This window comes from Pseudomonas orientalis (assembly GCF_001439815.1).
In the GTDB taxonomy this organism is placed as follows: domain Bacteria; phylum Pseudomonadota; class Gammaproteobacteria; order Pseudomonadales; family Pseudomonadaceae; genus Aquipseudomonas; species Aquipseudomonas orientalis.
Genome location: NZ_JYLM01000013.1, coordinates 98018 through 115900, shown reverse-complemented (window position 1 = coordinate 115900; position 17883 = coordinate 98018). Strand labels below are relative to the sequence as shown.

Annotated in this window: 20 protein-coding genes; 8 read left to right on the top strand and 12 right to left on the bottom strand. The window is 62.7% G+C overall.

What is annotated here, in order from left to right:
* Nucleotides 1-241 precede the first annotated feature (241 nt).
* From hemA to TU82_RS24880, 6 genes are all read left to right on the top strand, one after another.
* Entirely contained in the window at nucleotides 242-1531 is a 1290-nt protein-coding gene (gene hemA, locus TU82_RS24905) for a glutamyl-tRNA reductase (protein ID WP_057725883.1), read from the top strand.
* Nucleotides 1528-2610: a peptide chain release factor 1 gene (prfA, locus tag TU82_RS24900; protein ID WP_057725882.1), complete on the top strand. Its 1083-nt coding sequence runs from the start codon at nucleotides 1528-1530 to the stop codon at nucleotides 2608-2610. Before hemA ends, prfA begins: the two co-directional genes overlap by 4 nt.
* Complete coding sequence (gene prmC / locus TU82_RS24895; protein ID WP_057725881.1) at nucleotides 2611-3441, top strand: peptide chain release factor N(5)-glutamine methyltransferase; 831 nt, start codon at nucleotides 2611-2613, stop codon at nucleotides 3439-3441.
* On the top strand, nucleotides 3435-4190 hold the full coding sequence (locus TU82_RS24890; protein ID WP_057725880.1) for a molybdopterin-synthase adenylyltransferase MoeB: 756 nt from the start codon (nucleotides 3435-3437) through the stop codon (nucleotides 4188-4190). The genes prmC and TU82_RS24890 overlap by 7 nt, the downstream gene beginning before the upstream one ends.
* The gene (gene murI, locus TU82_RS24885) at nucleotides 4183-4977 is read left to right on the top strand and encodes a glutamate racemase (protein ID WP_057725879.1); all 795 of its coding nucleotides are present in this window, start codon (nucleotides 4183-4185) and stop codon (nucleotides 4975-4977) included. Before TU82_RS24890 ends, murI begins: the two co-directional genes overlap by 8 nt.
* 99 nt (nucleotides 4978-5076) lie before the next feature.
* Nucleotides 5077-5595: an acyloxyacyl hydrolase gene (locus TU82_RS24880; protein WP_057725878.1), complete on the top strand. Its 519-nt coding sequence runs from the start codon at nucleotides 5077-5079 to the stop codon at nucleotides 5593-5595.
* Nucleotides 5596-5752: 157 nt separating this feature from the next.
* On the opposite strand, the gene TU82_RS24875 is transcribed toward TU82_RS24880, so the two are convergent.
* The 12 genes from TU82_RS24875 to TU82_RS24820 all read right to left on the bottom strand — a co-directional run bounded on the left by TU82_RS24875 (nucleotide 5753) and on the right by TU82_RS24820 (nucleotide 15729).
* A complete protein-coding gene (locus TU82_RS24875) occupies nucleotides 5753-6058 on the bottom strand; it encodes a YkgJ family cysteine cluster protein (RefSeq protein WP_057725877.1) in 306 nt (101 codons plus the stop codon).
* A 53-nt stretch (nucleotides 6059-6111) separates the two neighbouring features.
* Nucleotides 6112-6591 (bottom strand): DUF2878 domain-containing protein, encoded by a 480-nt coding sequence (locus TU82_RS24870; RefSeq protein WP_057725876.1) that lies wholly within the window; start codon nucleotides 6589-6591, stop codon nucleotides 6112-6114.
* Entirely contained in the window at nucleotides 6584-7855 is a 1272-nt protein-coding gene (locus TU82_RS24865) for an SAM-dependent methyltransferase (RefSeq protein ID WP_057725875.1), read from the bottom strand. Before TU82_RS24865 ends, TU82_RS24870 begins: the two co-directional genes overlap by 8 nt.
* Entirely contained in the window at nucleotides 7842-8651 is an 810-nt protein-coding gene (locus TU82_RS24860; protein WP_057725874.1) for a DUF1365 domain-containing protein, read from the bottom strand. Before TU82_RS24860 ends, TU82_RS24865 begins: the two co-directional genes overlap by 14 nt.
* Nucleotides 8648-9895: an NAD(P)/FAD-dependent oxidoreductase gene (locus TU82_RS24855; RefSeq protein WP_057725873.1), complete on the bottom strand. Its 1248-nt coding sequence runs from the start codon at nucleotides 9893-9895 to the stop codon at nucleotides 8648-8650. The genes TU82_RS24860 and TU82_RS24855 overlap by 4 nt, the downstream gene beginning before the upstream one ends.
* Nucleotides 9892-10674: an SDR family NAD(P)-dependent oxidoreductase gene (locus tag TU82_RS24850; RefSeq protein WP_057725872.1), complete on the bottom strand. Its 783-nt coding sequence runs from the start codon at nucleotides 10672-10674 to the stop codon at nucleotides 9892-9894. Before TU82_RS24850 ends, TU82_RS24855 begins: the two co-directional genes overlap by 4 nt.
* On the bottom strand, nucleotides 10671-11093 hold the full coding sequence (locus TU82_RS24845; RefSeq protein WP_057725871.1) for a nuclear transport factor 2 family protein: 423 nt from the start codon (nucleotides 11091-11093) through the stop codon (nucleotides 10671-10673). The genes TU82_RS24850 and TU82_RS24845 overlap by 4 nt, the downstream gene beginning before the upstream one ends.
* The gene (phrB, locus tag TU82_RS24840) at nucleotides 11086-12528 is read right to left on the bottom strand and encodes a deoxyribodipyrimidine photo-lyase (RefSeq protein WP_057725870.1); all 1443 of its coding nucleotides are present in this window, start codon (nucleotides 12526-12528) and stop codon (nucleotides 11086-11088) included. The genes TU82_RS24845 and phrB overlap by 8 nt, the downstream gene beginning before the upstream one ends.
* On the bottom strand, nucleotides 12528-13457 hold the full coding sequence (locus TU82_RS24835; protein WP_057725869.1) for a MerR family transcriptional regulator: 930 nt from the start codon (nucleotides 13455-13457) through the stop codon (nucleotides 12528-12530). Before TU82_RS24835 ends, phrB begins: the two co-directional genes overlap by 1 nt.
* A 3-nt stretch (nucleotides 13458-13460) precedes the next feature.
* On the bottom strand, nucleotides 13461-14420 hold the full coding sequence (locus TU82_RS24830; protein ID WP_057725868.1) for a YbgA family protein: 960 nt from the start codon (nucleotides 14418-14420) through the stop codon (nucleotides 13461-13463).
* Between the two features lie 110 nt (nucleotides 14421-14530).
* Nucleotides 14531-14746: a TIGR02450 family Trp-rich protein gene (locus TU82_RS24825; protein WP_057725867.1), complete on the bottom strand. Its 216-nt coding sequence runs from the start codon at nucleotides 14744-14746 to the stop codon at nucleotides 14531-14533.
* Nucleotides 14743-15729: an NAD(P)/FAD-dependent oxidoreductase gene (locus TU82_RS24820; protein ID WP_057725866.1), complete on the bottom strand. Its 987-nt coding sequence runs from the start codon at nucleotides 15727-15729 to the stop codon at nucleotides 14743-14745. The genes TU82_RS24825 and TU82_RS24820 overlap by 4 nt, the downstream gene beginning before the upstream one ends.
* A gap of 213 nt (nucleotides 15730-15942) precedes the next feature.
* Between TU82_RS24820 and TU82_RS24815 the strand changes: the two genes are divergently transcribed.
* Both TU82_RS24815 and hemH read left to right on the top strand, forming a co-directional pair.
* The gene (locus TU82_RS24815) at nucleotides 15943-16842 is read left to right on the top strand and encodes a TIGR01777 family oxidoreductase (protein ID WP_057725865.1); all 900 of its coding nucleotides are present in this window, start codon (nucleotides 15943-15945) and stop codon (nucleotides 16840-16842) included.
* Between the two features lie 14 nt (nucleotides 16843-16856).
* On the top strand, nucleotides 16857-17882 hold the full coding sequence (gene hemH / locus TU82_RS24810; RefSeq protein ID WP_057725864.1) for a ferrochelatase: 1026 nt from the start codon (nucleotides 16857-16859) through the stop codon (nucleotides 17880-17882).
* Nucleotide 17883: the final 1 nt, after the last annotated feature.

Below are 17883 nucleotides of genomic sequence, written 5' to 3'. Positions count from 1 at the left end.
GTAATACGACTATTGCTGCCTTTTGCCTTTCATTTGTAGGAGCGAGCTTGCTCGCGAAAAACCTGAGAGCGCCGCTGAGCGCCAGGCTTCCCGCGTTATCGTTGACGATTTTCGCGAGCAAGCTCGCTCCTACAGAGTGCATTGATAGGCATAAGGTATAGGGACAATAGACGACGGTGGTTGTTCTGGATCTTTCGAAGTAGGACAATTGGCGGCTTCCCGACATCATCAGCGATATTGAATGGCCTTCCTCGCACTCGGTATTAACCACAAAACTGCCTCAGTAGACGTGCGCGAGCGCGTGGCGTTTACGCCGGAGCAGTTGGTTGAGGCCTTGCAGCAGCTCTGCCGGCTCACCGACAGTCGCGAAGCTGCGATCCTTTCGACCTGCAATCGCAGCGAGCTTTATATAGAGCAGGAGCATCTCTCGGCGGATGTCGTCCTGCGCTGGCTGGCCGATTATCACCATTTGGACCTCGACGACCTGCGCGCCAGCGCATATGTGCATGAAGAGGATGCGGCAGTTCGTCACATGATGCGCGTGGCGGCCGGTCTCGATTCGCTGGTATTGGGCGAGCCGCAGATTCTTGGCCAGATGAAGTCAGCCTATGCCGTGGCCCGCGAGGCCGGCACTGTCGGCCCGCTGCTGGGCCGTCTTTTCCAGGCCACCTTCAACTCCGCCAAGCAAGTGCGCACCGACACGGCCATCGGCGAGAACCCGGTGTCCGTGGCGTTTGCCGCCGTCAGCCTGGCCAAGCAGATTTTCAGCGATTTGCAGCGCAGCCAGGCGCTGCTGATCGGGGCCGGCGAAACCATTACCCTGGTCGCCCGTCACCTGCACGATCTGGGCGTGAAGCGTATCGTGGTGGCCAACCGCACGCTTGAGCGTGCAAGCATCCTCGCCGAGCAGTTCGGCGCGCATGCCGTGCTGCTGTCGGACATCCCGGCGGAACTGGTACGCAGCGACATCGTCATCAGCTCCACCGCCAGCCAGTTACCGATCCTGGGCAAAGGCGCGGTCGAAAGCGCGTTGAAGCTGCGCAAGCACAAGCCGATCTTTATGGTGGATATTGCTGTTCCCCGGGATATCGAGCCTGAAGTCGGCGAGTTGGACGACGTTTACCTCTATAGCGTCGATGATTTGCACGAAGTGGTCGCCGAGAACCTCAAGAGCCGCCAGGGCGCCGCCCAGGCCGCCGAGGAAATGGTCAGCACCGGCGCGGAAGACTTCATGGTGCGCCTGCGCGAGCTGGCGGCGGTGGATGTGCTCAAGGCGTATCGTCAGCAGGGCGAACGCCTGCGCGATGAGGAGCTGATCAAGGCCCAGCGTCTGTTGGCCAATGGCAGCAGCGCCGAAGAGGTGTTGATGCAGTTGGCCCGTGGTCTGACCAACAAGCTGCTCCACGCCCCCAGCGTACAGTTGAAAAAGCTTACCGCCGAAGGCCGCCTCGATGCGCTGGCCATGGCCCAGGAACTCTTTGCCCTCGGTGAGGGCGCGTCAGATAGCTCTTCGGATAAAAAACCGCAATGAAAGCGTCACTGCTCAATAAGCTGGATGTACTCCAGGATCGTTTCGAAGAACTGACCGCCTTGCTCGGCGATGGCGAAGTCATCTCCGATCAAACCAAGTTCCGCGCCTATTCCAAGGAATACGCCGAAGTTGAACCGGTTGTGGTCACCTACAAAAACCTGCTGAAAGTACAGGCCGATCTCGAGGGCGCCCAGGCGCTGCTCAAGGACAACGACCCGGACATGCGCGAAATGGCCGTGGAAGAAGTGCGCGAGGCCAAGGAAAAACTCGCGGAACTGGAAGGCGACCTGCAACGCATGTTGCTGCCCAAAGACCCTAACGACGGGCGCAACGTGTTCCTCGAAATCCGTGCCGGCACCGGTGGCGACGAGGCGGCGATTTTCTCCGGCGACCTGTTTCGCATGTACTCGCGTTATGCCGAGCGTCGCGGCTGGCGCGTGGAAATCCTCTCCGAGAACGAAGGTGAGCACGGCGGCTATAAAGAAGTCATCGCGCGGGTTGAAGGCGATAACGTCTATGGCAAGCTGAAGTTCGAGTCCGGCGTGCACCGTGTACAGCGCGTCCCGGCGACTGAGTCCCAAGGTCGTATCCACACGTCGGCCTGCACCGTGGCGGTGTTGCCCGAGCCGGACGAGCAGGAAGCGATCGAGATCAACCCGGCGGACCTGCGCGTCGACACCTACCGCTCGTCGGGCGCGGGTGGCCAGCACGTCAACAAGACCGACTCGGCGATCCGAATCACCCACTTGCCGTCGGGTATCGTGGTGGAATGCCAGGAAGAACGTTCCCAGCACAAGAACCGCGCGCGGGCGATGTCGTGGCTATCGGCCAAGTTGAATGACCAGCAGACCAGTGCCGCCGCCAACGCGATCGCCAGCGAGCGCAAGTTGCTGGTGGGTTCGGGCGACCGCTCCGAGCGCATCCGCACCTACAACTTTGCCCAGGGCCGGGTCACCGACCATCGGGTCAACCTCACCCTGTATTCCCTGGACGAAATCCTCGCCGGTGGCGTGGATGCGGTGATCGAACCGCTGCTCGCCGAATACCAGGCCGACCAATTGGCGGCGATAGGTGAATAAATGACCATCATTGCCAGCCTGTTGCGCGCCGCCGACCTGCCCGACTCGCCCTCCGCGCGCCTGGATGCCGAACTGCTGCTGGCCGCCGCCCTGGGCAAGCCCCGCAGCTACTTGCACACCTGGCCGGAAAAGATCGTCAGCAGCGAGCACGCCCTGACTTTTGCCGACTACCTGCAACGCCGTCGTGGCGGCGAGCCGGTGGCCTATATCCTCGGCCAGCAAGGCTTCTGGAAGCTGGACCTGGAGGTCGCCCCCCACACGCTGATCCCGCGTCCGGATACCGAGCTGCTGGTGGAAGCCGCTCTGGAATTGTTGCAGGCGGTGCCCGCCAAGGTCCTGGACCTGGGCACCGGCAGCGGTGCCATCGCCCTGGCCCTGGCCAGTGAACGCCCGATGTGGCAGGTCACGGCCGTCGACCGTGTGCTGGAAGCCGTGGCCCTGGCCGAGCGCAACCGCCAGCGGCTGCACCTCAATAATGCGGTGGTGCTCAACAGCCATTGGTTCGACGCGCTGCAAGGCCAGACCTATGACCTGATCATCAGCAACCCGCCGTATATCGCCGCCAACGATCCGCACCTGGCAGCGGGCGATGTGCGCTTCGAACCGGCCAGCGCCCTGGTGGCCGGCCATGACGGGCTGGACGACCTGCGCCTGATCATCCAGCAAGCCCCGGCCCACCTGAATGTCGGTGGCCGTCTGTTGCTGGAGCATGGCTACGACCAGGCCTGCGCCGTGCGCGAGCTGTTGCTCGGTGAAGGCTTTGACGAAGTGCACAGCCGCATCGACCTCGGCGGCCACGAACGCATCACCCTGGGGCGCCGCCCGTGCTGAGCGACCACGAGCTGTTGCGCTACAGCCGGCAGATCCTGTTGCAGCAGGTCGACATCGACGGTCAGTTGCGCCTGAAAAACAGCCGCGCGTTGATCGTCGGCCTGGGCGGGCTGGGTGCGCCGGTCGCGTTGTACCTGGCGGCCGCCGGGGTCGGCGCGTTGCATCTGGCGGATTTCGACACGGTCGACCTGACCAACCTGCAACGGCAGATCATCCACGACACCCACAGCGTCGGGCAGACCAAGGTCGATTCGGCCATGGGCCGGCTGAGCGCGATCAATCCCGAGGTCACACTGGTCGCCCATCGCGCCGCGCTGGATGCCGATTCGTTGGCGACGGCCGTTGCGGCGGTGGACGTGGTCCTCGATTGCAGCGACAACTTTTCCACCCGCGAAGCGGTCAACGCGGCCTGTGTTGTCGCCGGCAAACCGTTGATCAGTGGCGCGGCGATTCGCCTTGAAGGGCAGTTGTCGGTCTTCGATCCGCGGCGCCCCGAAAGCCCGTGCTACCACTGCTTGTACGGGCACGGCAGCGACACCGAGCTGACCTGCAGCGAAGCCGGGGTCGTCGGCCCGCTGGTGGGGCTGGTCGGCAGTCTGCAAGCGTTGGAAGCCTTGAAGTTGCTGGCCGGGTTTGGTGAACCGCTGGTGGGGCGTTTGTTGCTGATCGATGCATTGAGCACGCGGTTTCGCGAGCTGCGCGTCAAACGCGACCCCGGTTGCAGCGTGTGCGGGACGCAACATGGTTAAGGACGCGCCCATCGGTGTGTTCGATTCCGGTGTCGGCGGCTTGTCGGTACTCGACGAAATCCAGCAATTATTGCCCCATGAGTCACTGCTGTACGTGGCCGATTGTGGGCACATCCCCTACGGCGAGAAAACCCCGGCTTTCATTCGCGAGCGCTCGCGCCTGGTTGCCGAATTTTTTCGCGGACAGGGCGCCAAGGCATTCGTGATTGCCTGCAACACCGCGACGGTTGCCGCCGTTGCCGATTTGCGCCAGGACTACCCCGATTGGCCTTTGGTCGGCATGGAGCCTGCGGTAAAACCGGCGGCTGCCGCGACGCGCAGTGGCGTGGTCGGCGTGCTGGCCACCACCGGCACCCTGCAAAGCGCCAAGTTCGCCGCCTTGCTCGACCGCTTCGCCACCGACGTGCAGGTAATTACCCAGCCGTGTCCGGGCCTGGTGGAGCTGATTGAAACCGGCGACTTGAACAGCCCGGCCCTGCGCGATTTATTGCAGGGCTATATCGAACCGCTGCTCAGCGCCGGTTGCGACACCATCATCCTCGGCTGCACCCACTATCCCTTCCTCAAGCCACTGCTGGCGCAGATGCTGCCCGCGAGCATCAGTCTGATCGACACCGGCGCCGCCGTCGCGCGCCAGCTCCAGCGTCTACTGGGCGAGCGGGATTTGCTGGCCGGCGGCGCCCCCCTGACTGCGCAGTTCTGGACCAGCGGCGATGTGTCTCACCTCAGAAATATCCTACCAACACTTTGGAAACATCCTGGAGTTGTGCGAAGCTTCGCCTCGTGAAAATTTCGTGAAATCTCGCTGAACTTCCGGCTCTACGCCGACTTCTATAGCGAGATGGCCTGTAAATAATCAATAACTTCGTTCGCAAAGGTAGTTTCTATGAAGCGCTTGTTCTGTATGGCTGCTATTGCGGCTGTGATGGTGGGACACTCTATTACCACCCAGGCCGCCGGCCTGGAGTTCGGGCTGGGCAGCACCAGCGATTCAACGCTGACCTACCGTCTGGGCCTGACCTCGGATTGGGACAAAAGCTGGATGCAGAGCAACGTCGGTCGCCTGACGGGCTACTGGAGCGGCGCTTATACGTATTGGGAAGGTGATGATCGTGCAGGCGCCAGCAGCCTGTCGTTCTCGCCCGTGTTTGTGTATGAGTTTGCCGGGGAATCGGTCAAGCCTTACATCGAGGCCGGGATCGGGGTGGCGTTGTTCTCCCGCACCCGGCTTGAAGATAACAACATCGGTCAATCCTTCCAGTTCGAAGACCGCCTGGGTTTCGGCCTGCGGTTTGCCGGCGGGCATGAAGTGGGCATTCGTGCCACGCACTATTCCAACGCCGGGATCAGCAGCAATAACGATGGGGTAGAGAGCTACGCGCTGCACTACACCATGCCGTTGTAACGCGTCAGAACGACGAAAATCAGTGTGGGAGGGGGCTTGCCCCCGATGGCAGAGTGTCAGCCAATAGATGTATAACTGACCCACCGCTATCGGGGGCAAGCCCCCTCCCACATTTGGATCTGGATCTGGCCAGTCAGCCACTGTACTCATTCAAGTATCAGCGATAGACCGTGGCAATACCTGCACGCTCTTCAAGGCACTCCGGCGCACCCATCTCGAATTCGCGACATATCAACGGCCGAAGCTCATAGATCGTGCACATCATCGTGTCCCGGTCCAGCGCCGCACACCAACCGTCATCCAGGCGCAGCATCACTTCGCCGCCCCAGTCATCGGTATCGATATAGCGATGCGGCACGCCGGTGTCGGTGATCAGCATGACTTCCAGCTGGCAGCAGCAGGCCGCGCACGTCGAGCAGGTGACGGCCGGTTCAGTGATCTGGATGTGAGGGATGTGGGTCATAGGCGCGCAGTGTAAGCCAAGCTGGCGAAGGACGTATAAATGCTCGACGGGCGTCAGCGTGCCAGTCGATGCAGGCCGACGAATACCACGGCCCAGAGTACCGCCAGCCCGGCCATCGTCGGGGCCAGGTCATAGCCGAACTGCACGCCGGCCAGTTGGCTGCCGGCGTAATACGACAGCGGCCCACCCAGCGCGCCCAGCAGTGCGGCGCGCCACCAGGGGCGGGCGCTCCAGGCCAGGCAATGGCGCAAGGTGGTGGCCAGCAAGGCCCACAGCAGCATCAACCAGAATGGAATCAACGGCCCCGGTTCGCTGAAGTGGAAAACCCCCAGCGTGCGCAACAGTGTGTCGAGCAGCGTGCCGGCGAGTGTTACGCCGACGATCAGCACGCCGTCATCCGCCAGCGAACTTATCCACAGCAGGTTGACCGCCAGTACCGCCAGCCCTACCAGTAACCACGGGCTGTCGCCGCCGAGCACACAGGCAAACCAGCCGCATTGAAACAGCGCGGCATTGGCCAGGGATTTAAGCACTGAAGCGCCCAAGCAATGGCGGGTTGATTGCCGCCGGCTTGGCCAGCAGCAACTGCGCGGTGCCGATCGTACGCTCCAGGAAGCCGCCTTCGCAGTAGCACAGGTAAAACTCCCACAAGCGCAGGAAGTACTCGTCGTAGCCAAGCTCCGCGAGGCGGCCATGGGCGCGGCGAAAGTTCTCATGCCACAGGCGCAGGGTGCGCGCGTAGTGCAGGCCGAAATCCTCCATGTGCAGCAGGTTCATGTCAGTGTCGCGGCAGACGATCTGCAACATGTTCTGCACGCTGGGCAGGGCGCCGCCGGGAAAGATGTAGCGCTGGATGAAGTCGACGCTGTTCTTGGCCTGCTCAAACCGTTGTTCGCGGATAGTGATGGCTTGCAGCAGCATCAGGCCGTCGGGTTTGAGCAAGTGGGCGCATTGTTTGAAGTACGTGGGCAGGAAGCGATGGCCTACCGCCTCGATCATTTCGATGGACACCAGCTTGTCGTACTCACCGGTCAGGTCGCGGTAGTCCTGCAGCAACAGGGTCACCCGGTCTTGCAGGCCCGCCGCTTCGATGCGCCTGGCGGTGTAGGCGAACTGTTCCCTGGACAGGGTCGTGGTGGTGACGGTGCAACCATAGTGCTGCGCCGCATACAGCGCCATGCTGCCCCAGCCGGTGCCGATTTCCAGCAGGTGATCGGTAGGCTTGAGCGACAGTTTCTGGCAGATGCGTTCCAGTTTGTTCAGTTGTGCCTGTTCCAGGGTGTCATCGGCGCTGAGAAATTGCGCCGCCGAATACATCATGGTCGGGTCGAGAAACTCCTGAAACAGGTCGTTGCCCAGGTCGTAATGGGCTTCGATGTTTTTCCGCGAGCCCTTGCGTGTGTTGCGGTTGAGCCAATGCAGGCCCTGGGTGAACGGCCGCGCCAGGCGCGCCAGGCCGCCCTCCATGGCATCGAGCACCTCCAGGTTGCTGACCATCACACGCACCACGGCGGTCAGGTCCGGGCTGCTCCAGTAGCCGTGGATAAACGCTTCGCCGGCGCCGATCGAACCGTTGGCGGCCACCAGGCCCCACACCGCCGAATCCAGAATCTGGATTTCCCCCAGCAGGTGCGCTTCCCGTGCGCCGAATACGTGTCGCTCGCCGTCCTCGACGATCACCAATTGACCGTGGCGCAATTGGCCGAGTTGGCGCAATACGCCTTTGCGCAGCAGCGCAGCGGTCATGCCATTGACGTTCAGGCGAGTGGCCTTGACCGATAAGCTAGGGGATTTCATGGCGGCGATCCTTGGTATACCCGACGGCGGTGCTGGAGGCGCCATCGGCGGCCCGGTGGGAAAAAATCGGTGTGCGTTTGAGCAACAGGCGCAGGGCCTGCCAGTAAATCGCCAGGCAGGTTTTGGCGGTCATCCAGGGAAAGCGCCATAAATAGCGATGCAGGCTGGCGCGGTTCAGGGCTTCTTTTTGCAGGCTCAAGGTGGCGTCGAAGACTTTGTGCGCGCCTTGCCAATCGGCCATGTGCACGCCGAGCCTGGCGGCGGGCGGGCTGAAGCTCATGCGGTATTCCAGGTCGCGCGGCAGGAAGGGCGACACATGGAAGGCCTTGGCCACGGCGAAGTGCTGGTGTTCATCGGCGTCCAGTGCCAGGGCCGGCAGCACATAGTGATATCGCTCGCGCCACGGGGTGTTGGTGACTTCGCACAGGATCGCCGCCAGTTGCCCGTCGGCCTCGAAACAATAGAAAAAACTCACCGGATTGAACGCCAGGCCCCAACTGCGCGCCTGGGTCAGCAGGCAGATGGCGCCCTGGGGTGTGCGCCCCAGCGCCTTGCCGACTGCATGGCGCACCGCATCGCTCAGGGACATGCCGTGGCGGGTGAACTCGCGCAGGTAGTCCTGCTGGCGAAAGCCGAACGGCGCCAGGCGACTGCCGCCTGCCAGGGGCGAGAGCGCGAGCACGGCGTCCTGTTCGCTGAGGTCCAGGTACAGCAGGCCGATGCGGTAGCGAAAGGCATGGGCCTTGGGCGCAAACCGGCGATGGGCGATCCAGCCGCTGTACAGGGCGCTGTTCACAGGGTTTCTCCAAAGGCCTGGGCCACGCGCAGGGCGCTGACCACGCCATCCTCATGGAAACCATTGGCCCAGTAGGCACCGCAGTAGAAGGTGTTGCGCGCGCCATGCAACTCTTGCCAGCGCGCCTGCGCGGCCACCGCCGCCAGGCTGTATTGCGGATGGGCATAGGTGTAGCGCGCCAGGATCTTCAGCGGGTTGATCATCGCCGTCTGGTTGAGGCTGACGCAAAAGGTGGTGGCGCTGTCGATGCCTTGCAGGATGTTCATGTCGTAGGTGACGGCGGCCTGCTGCTGTTGATTGCCGCCCAGCCGGTAGTTCCAACTGGCCCAGGCCAGCTTGCGCTCGGGCAGCAGGCGCGTGTCGGTGTGCAGCACCACGTCGTTGTCGGCGTAGGGCAGCGCCCCGAGGATCTGCTGTTCGGCCTCGCTCGGGTCGGCGAGTAGCGCCAGGGCCTGGTCGCTGTGGCAGGCGAACACCACGCGGTCGAAGGTCTCGCTGCCGGCCGGGCTGTGGAGAATCACGCCGTCGTCGGTGCGTTGCACCTTATGCACAGGGCAGTTGAGGCGTATCTGCTCGCGAAAGCTGCGGGTCAAGGGCTCTATATAGCGGCTGGAGCCCCCTTCGATCACGCGCCATTGCGGGCGGTTGCTCACCGACAGCAGGCCGTGGTTCTTGAAGAAGCGCACAAAGAACTGCAACGGAAATTTGAGCATGTCGGCCAATGACATCGACCAGATCGCCGCGCCCATCGGCACGATGTAATGCCGGATAAATCGCGGGCCGTAGCCGCCGGCGTCGAGATAATCGCCCAGGGTCATGTCGGCCTTGATGCGCTGCTCTTGCAGATCCAGCGGCGCCTGGCGGTTGAAGCGCAGGATATCGCGCAGCATGCCCCAGAACCCAGGCGATAGAATGTTGCGGCGCTGGGCAAACAGGCTGTTGAGGTTATTGCCGTTGTATTCGAATCCCGTGCTCTGGTCGCACACCGAAAAACTCATCTCGGTGGGTTTGAAGGTGACGCCGATCTGCCCCAGCAGGCGGATGAAATTGGGGTAGGTCCAGTCGTTGAACACGATGAAACCGGTGTCCACCGCATAGCTTTTGCCGTCGACCGTCACGTTGGCGGTATGGGTATGCCCGCCGAGACAATCACCCGCTTCGAACAGCGTGATGTCGTGGCGACGGCTGAGCAGGTAGGCGCTGGTCAGCCCGGCGATGCCGCTGCCGATAATGGCGATCTTCACAAGTCGTCCTTGTGCGGCGGCGGGCTGCGCAGCATGCGTTTGCCGATGATCAGCTGCGCGCGGTTAGGCAGCTTCGACAGCGGCCACAAAGTGGCGATGAACAGGGCCGGAAAGGCGATCTCCAGGGGGCGCTTTTCCAGCTTGGCGAAGATATGCCTGGCGGCCTTGTCGGCCGGCCAGCTCAACGGCATGGGGAAATCATTGCGTTCGGTCAGCGGCGTGTCGACAAAACCCGGGCTGATCACGGTGACGTCGATGTTTTCCGGGGACAGGTCGATGCGCAGTGACTCAAACAGGTAACGCAGCCCCGCCTTTGAGGCACCGTAGGCTTCAGCGCGGGGCATGGGCAGGTAGGTCACGGCGCTGGCCACGCCCACCAGGTGCGGCGTACGCCCGGCACGCAACAGCGGCAATGCCGCTTCGATGCAATAACTGCTGGCCAGCAGGTTGGTGCGCACCACGTGTTCGATGATCGACGCATCGAATTGCCTGGCGTCCACGTATTCACAGGTGCCGGCGTTGAGGATCACCGTATCCAGCGAGCCCCAGACCTCGCTGATCCGTTCACCGATTTCGCGCACGGTCTGGCTGTTGGTCAAGTCGCCGGCCACTACCAGCACTTGCCCGGGATAACGCTGGGCGAGCGCCTCCAGCGGGCCCTTGGTGCGCGAGCTGAGCGCCACATGGGCGCCGCTGTTGAGCAACTCCACGGCGAGCGCGGCACCGATGCCACTGCTGGCGCCGGTCAACCAATAACGACGGGGCGGTGTCAGGCTCATCCCATTCTCCTTTTCAGCCAACTGATGACGCCTCCGAGGACCGGCAGGTGTTCGTAAAGCAGAGCGCCGGCATCGAAATAATCGCGATGTCGGTAAACCTTGTCGCGCCACATCAAGTGGGAACAGCCCGGCACCCGGATCAACTCGCCGCCGGCCAGGCGCGGGTGCCGAAAACTCATGGTCCAGCGCAGGTAGCCTTCGCCTTCGGCCGTCTGGTCGAAGCCGTGGAAATCAAAGGTCAGCTGGTTGACGTTGCTGTACAGCTGCGCGAAGTAGCGATGCAGTTCGGGCAGGCCGTGGACCTCATGCAGAGGGTCGGCAAACACGATGTCGTCGCTGTACAGGCTGTCGAGCAGAGACAGGTTGTGCTTGTCCAGCGTGGCAAAGGTATGGCCGAAATGGCGCAGGAAGTCAGTCATGTTCGGCCATCTCCTGACGCGAAGGCAGGCTGCGAAAGGCGGCGAGGGCACGCTCCCGGGATTTCTTCAGGTCGACAATGGCGCGCGGGTAGTCGGCCACGCCGAACAAACCGCCGGCCGCTTCGGGGTTGTGCACCTCCTTTTTATTCAGCGCGGCCAGTTCCGGCAGCCAATGCTTGATGAACAGGCCTTCGCTGTCGAATTTTTCCGACTGGCTCAACGGGCTGAAAATCCGGAAATACGGCGCCGAGTCGGTGCCTGTCGATGAGCTCCACTGCCAGCCGCCGTTGTTGGCCGCCAGGTCGCCGTCGATCAAGTGCCGCATGAAGAAGCGCTCGCCCTCGCGCCAGTCGATCAGCAGGTTCTTGGTCAGGAACATCGCCACCACCATGCGCAGGCGGTTGTGCATCCAGCCGGTTTCCAGCAGTTGGCGCATGGCCGCATCGATGATCGGCAAGCCGGTGCGTGCCTGTTGCCAGGCGGCCAGGTCCTTGGGGGCGTCGCGCCAGGCCACCGCTTCGGTTTCGGGTCGGAACGCTCGGTGGCGCGAGACACGCGGGTAGCCCACCAGGATGTGTTTGTAGAATTCGCGCCACAGCAGCTCATTGATCCAGGTGATGGTGCCGATGTCGCCGCTTTCGAACTCGCCCTGGTTGGACTGCAACGCCGCGTGCAGGCACTGGCGTGGCGACACGACCCCAGCGGCCAGGTAGGCGGACAACTGGCTGGTGCCGGGCTTGGCGGGAAAGTCGCGCTCGTTCTTGTAGTAACTGATCTGCTCATCGGCGAAGGCGTCGAGGCGCCGGCGCGCTTCGTCTTCACCGGCGGGCCAGAGCGCGCGCAAGGTTTCACTGGGGGGCTCGAAACCTTCAATGCGGTTGGGGATGGCATCGCTTTGCAGGTCGAGTCCGGCCTGGACCTTGGGGCTTGTCACCAAGGGCGGCAAAGCGCTGTGCAGACGGGTGTAACAGACCTTGCGGAACCGGCTGAACACTTGAAAGTAGGTGCCGGACTTGGTCAACACGCTGCCCGGCTGGAAGAACAACTGGTCGAGGTAACTGTGGAAGGTCACGCCGGCGGCTTCCAGGGCCTGGGCCACGGCGCTGTCGCGACGGCTCTCGTGGATGCCGTATTCCTCGTTGACATGCACCGACTCTACCTTGAGCTCCCGACATAGCTGGCTCAATACGCCTGGGGCCTGGTCCCAGGTGTCGGCGTGGCGGATCAACAGCGGGATATTCAGCTTTCCGAGCGCCTGGCTCAGGGCGTGCAGGTTGCGCAGCCAGAAATCGACCTTGCACGGCGCGTCATCGTGAGCCAGCCATTGTTGCGGGGTGATCAGGTAAATGGCCGCAACCGGGCCTCGCTGGCTGGCGGCAGTCAGGGCGGTGTTGTCGTGAAGGCGCAGGTCGGTGCGCAGCCAGATCAGGTGCATTAGACGATTCCACGCTGGATCAGTATCTGGTGGGCCGCCAACGGGTCTTCGGCGACGAACAACGCTGGGATGTCACGGGCTAATACGGCCAACTCGGCCTGGTGGATGCACACCGTCGGTCCGGCAATCAGCATCGGGCAACGGATGCCCGCCAGCAGTTTGGGAAGTGCCGCTACCTGCAGCGCCTTGCTGGAGTAAAGCAGCACCGCGCGCGGTTGCAGATGTTCCACCGCCAGGGCCAGTTCGCCGGCGGGCAGCGGCCAGTCGAACACCTCCACCGGGCAGTCGGCGCTGCTGGCCAGCCAGGCGCTGAGCCATAGGTGCGGCTCCAGGGGTAAGTCGGAGTGGTTGACCAGCAGCAGCGGGGCGCCGTGGAGCTGGCGGTTGTTGTGATAAATCCGCGCGCCGAACTTGCTGCGCAACCAGGACAGGAAAAATACCCGCTCCATCTGCGCGCCGAATTGACCCTGCCACTTCTGTTCCAGCTCGCTGAGCAACGGCAGCATCAGTTGCTCGCACAAGGTGCGTGGCGGGTAGAGCGCCATGGCCTGGTTGAAGGCATCGTCGACCCGGCGTTCAGCCAGTTCCCCGATGGCCGTCATCAGGGTTTGGCGCAAGGCGTGCCATTCGTTTTCCATCGGCTCGGGATTGGCCTGGGCCGAGTCGATCAAGCCTTTTACCTGGCTGACCGGCACGCCGCGATTGAGCCAGGTGAGGATGGCATGGATGCGTTGCACGTGTTCGGCGCTGAACAACCGATGCCCTTTGGGCGTGCGCTGGGGCACGATCAGGCCGTAACGGCGCTCCCACGCGCGCAGGGTCACGGCGTTGACGCCGGTCTGGCGCGCCACCTCGCGGATCGGCAGCCAGCCGTTTTGCAGGGCTTGGGCGATGTCTTCGCCGGGTTCGTCTTGCAGGGCAGCTTTCATGGTTTAGATCGCATTGCGCAGGCTGAGGTTTTCCGGGTGCGGTTGCAGGTAGGCCTGCTGCGCAATGTAGTGGTCCGGGTGTTGGCGAAAGTGATGCTTGAGCAACGTGAGCGGCACCACCAGCGGCACGATGCCTTGGCGATACTGGCTGATGACGGTCTGCATTTCCTGCTTGTCGCCGGCGCTGATCGCCTGCTTGAGGTAGCCGCTGATGTGTTGCAGCACATTGGTGTGAGTGCCACGGGTGGCGCACTTGGTCAGGCCGGTCATCAGGTCGCTGAAGTAGCAACCGGCCAACTCGTCCAGGTGTGTGTCCCTGGTCATGCTGCCCAGCAGGTGGCCGAGACTTTTGTAATGTGCCGGGCTGTGGGCCATCAGCAGGTATTTGTAGCGCGAGTGAAACGCCAGCAGGCGATGACGCGTCAGGCCTTCGGCGAGCAATTGCCGCCAACTGGCGTAGACGAATACGCGGGTGAGGAAATTTTCGCGCAACACCGGATCATTCAGACGACCGTCCTCTTCCACCGGCAGGTTGGGGTGCCGCGCGCAGAACGCCTGGGCGTAGATACCGCGACCGCCGCCATCCACGGGTGCGCCGTTCTCACGATACACCTTGACCCGCTCCAGGCCGCAGGACGGCGACTTCTGCATGAAGATGTAGCCGCACAGGTCGGTGTGTTCGGCCGCCATCTGCTGGCCGTATTCGTCCAGCGGCTGGGTCACATCGAGTTCGCGGTGCACGGTGCCCACGGCCTGCGGGTTGGCGGCGTCGCCGACCAGGCGAATGGTTTCACGGGGAATGCCCAGGCCGATGGCGACTTCGGGGCACAGCGGCACGTAGTCGAAGTAGTCGGCCAGGGTCTGGGTGCACAGGAGGGATTGCTTATGCCCGCCGTTGAAACGCACGTTTTCGCCCAGCAGGCAGGCGCTGATGCCGATCTTGGGTTTCACGGAATGGGGCATGGGCAAACCTCTGCGAAATTCCTGTACAGTTTCTGACTTCTGTACAACTTATCTCATCATAGATTTGATCTTGTACAAGTCAATAATTTTGTAGAGGTATTTTCCCGGGTTTATTTCCAGCCCATTTTCCAGCTATCCGGGTTCTGCAGGGTCTGCCATGGGAGGCGTTCGCTGCGCCGCGTCATCACCGCTTGCAGCTCGATGTCCAGCACGGTGCCTTCCTCGTCACGGAACAGCTCGGTGACGAGGAAGTGTTTTTCCTTGTTTTTCGGGGAGGTCGCGGTCCATTTCGACAATAGCAGTTTGGTCGGGTTGATGCGGTTCATTGCAGGTGCTCGATCAACCGTCGCGCCGCCTCCTGGCCGCTGAGCCAGGCGCCTTCGACGCGCCCGGACAAACACCAGTCGCCGCAGACGAACAGGCCCAGGTCGGCATCGGCCAGCACGCCGAACTCATGGCTGCTGGACGGCCTGGCGTAGAGCCAGCGGTGTGCCAGGCTGAATGACGGCGCGGGCATCGCGCAGTGCAGCAATTCGGCGAAGGCGCCGTGCAGGTGCTCGATCACGGCTTCCCTGGGCAGGTCCAGGTGCGCCTTGCTCCAGGTGCTGGTCGCATGCAGCACCCAAGTGTCGAGGGCCATGTCTCGCCCGGGTTTGCTGCGGTTGCGCGCCAGCCAGTCGAGGGCGCTGTCTTGCACGAAGCAGCCTTCCATTGGCGTATCCAGGGGTGTGTCGAAGGCCAGGGCGATGGCCCAGGTCGGGTCCATTTTCACCCCGGCCACGGCGCTCGCCAGCTTCGGTGCGGCGGCCAGCAGGGTGGTGGCCTGGGGCGCCGGCGTGGCGATGATCACATGGCTGAACGGGCCGTGACTGCCGCCATCGGCGTCGAGCAGGTTCCAGTGCCGGGTGCCCTGGAACACTTCGGTAATGCGGCAACCGAATTCCACCGGCAGGTCATCGAGCAGGGCGCGGGTAATGGCACTCATGCGCGGCGTACCGACCCAGCGGATCTGTTCGTCGGGGGAGGGCGTCAGTTGGCCGGCCTTGAAGTTGTACAGCTGGGGTTTCCACTGCTCGGCCCAGCCGTGGCGTTGCCAGCGCTGCACCTCGTTGACGAAGCGCCGGTCGCGGGCGGTGAAATACTGTGCGCCCATGTCCAGCGCGCCGGCGTCGCTGCGCTTGCTGGACATACGGCCGCCGCTGCCGCGGCTTTTATCGAACAGTTGTACAGCGTGCCCCGCGTCTCGTAACGCTTGGGCGGCGGAGAGACCGGCGATGCCGGTACCTATGATCGCGATGGGGACAGTCATGGGAGGCCTCGTTTTACCGTTGGGTACAGACTACGCCGACACCAATAGCTGTACAATATTGTTTTTTGGTATAAGTTTTGGCGTGCCTGATTGTGTGGCGTGACCTATGGTTAACCCGAAAGGCTAAACGATCGTCACGCTCGAATATCAAATCGATCCCTGCTTATAAAATAGACCAGTGAGCGGCGGCGAACGTTACATGAGGAGAGTCCCATGCATATTTTGCTGACCGGCGGTACCGGCCTGATCGGCCGTCAACTGTGCCGGCACTGGCTTGCCCAGGGCCATCGCTTGACCGTGTTGAGCCGTACACCCGAGTCCGTGGCGCGAATGTGCGGTGCGCAGGTCCTGGGCGTTGGGCGCCTGCAGGACGTGATCGGCGCGGTGGATGCGGTGGTCAACCTGGCCGGTGCGCCGATTGCCGACCGTCCCTGGACCCACAAGCGCAAGGCACTGCTGTGGAGCAGTCGCATCAGCCTGACCGAAAGTCTGCTGGCGTGGCTGGAAGGCCTGGAGCAGAAACCGGCGGTGCTGATCTCGGGCTCCGCCGTGGGCTGGTATGGCGACGGCGGCGAGCGCGAACTGACTGAAGACAGCGGCCCGGTGCAGGATGATTTTCCCAGCCAGTTGTGTATCGCCTGGGAAGAAACCGCCGCGCGTGCCGAGGCCCTGGGCATTCGCGTGGTGCTGGTGCGCACCGGCCTGGTGCTGGCGGCCGAGGGCGGCTTTTTGTCGCGCCTGTTGCTGCCGTTCAAACTGGCGCTGGGCGGGCCGATGGGCAATGGACGGCAATGGATGCCGTGGGTTCACATTCAGGATCAAATCGCCCTGATTGATTTTCTTCTGCACAAGGCTGACGCCCGTGGTCCTTATAATGCCTGCGCGCCGCACCCGGTGCGTAACCGCGAATTTGCCAGGACGTTGGGCCAGGTGCTGCACCGCCCGGCGTTCATGCCGATGCCGGCCTTTGCGCTGAAGGTCGGCCTGGGCGAATTGTCGGGTTTGTTGCTCGGCGGGCAAAAGGCAGTGCCCGAGCGGCTGTTGGCCGCAGGTTTCACTTTCCAGTTCACTGAATTGCGTGCGGCCCTGGACGACTTGTCCGGCCGCCTCTAGAGATAGGATGTTGCATGACGGATCACGCGTTGTTACTGGTCAACCTGGGCTCGCCAAAGTCCACTTCGGTGGCCGATGTGCGCAGCTACCTCAATCAGTTCCTGATGGACCCTTACGTGATCGACCTGCCGTGGCCGGTGCGTCGCTTGCTGGTGTCGCTGATCCTGATCAAGCGTCCCGAGCAGTCGGCGCACGCCTATGCGTCGATCTGGTGGGACGAGGGCTCGCCGCTGGTGGTCCTCAGCCGTCGCCTGCAACAGCAGATGACTGCGCAATGGACCCAGGGCCCCGTGGAACTGGCGATGCGTTATGGCGAGCCTTCGCTTGAAACGGTGCTGACGCGCCTGGCTGCTCAGGGCATTGAGAACGTGACGCTGGCGCCGCTGTACCCGCAGTTTGCCGACAGCACCGTGACCACGGTGATAGAGGAAGCCAGGCGTGTGGTGCGCGACAAGAAACTGAAGGTGCAATTCTCGATCCTGCAGCCGTTCTACGACCAGCCTGAGTACCTCGATGCTCTGGCCGCGAGTGTGCGGCCGCACGTAGAACAGGCTTACGATCACCTGCTGTTGAGTTTCCACGGTTTGCCCGAGCGTCACCTGACCAAGCTCGACCCGACCGGCCAGCATTGTTTCAAGGATGCCGATTGCTGCAGGAATGCCTCGCCTGAGGTGCTTGCTACCTGTTATCGCGCGCAGTGTTTCAGCGTTGCCCGCGATGTGGCCGAGCGGCTTGGGTTGCCGGATGGCAAGTGGTCGGTGGCGTTCCAGTCGCGCCTGGGCCGCGCCAAGTGGATCGAACCCTACACCGAAGCGCGACTTGAGGCCTTGGCGCAGCAAGGCGTGAAAAAACTGCTGGTGATGTGCCCGGCATTCGTCGCCGATTGCATCGAGACCCTGGAGGAAATCGGTGATCGCGGGCGGGAGCAGTTCCGGGATGCGGGGGGCGAGGAGCTGGTATTGGTGCCCTGCCTGAATGATGACCCGCAGTGGGCGGCGGCGCTCAACACAATCTGCGAAAGAGCGCCCGTCGCCTTGTAAT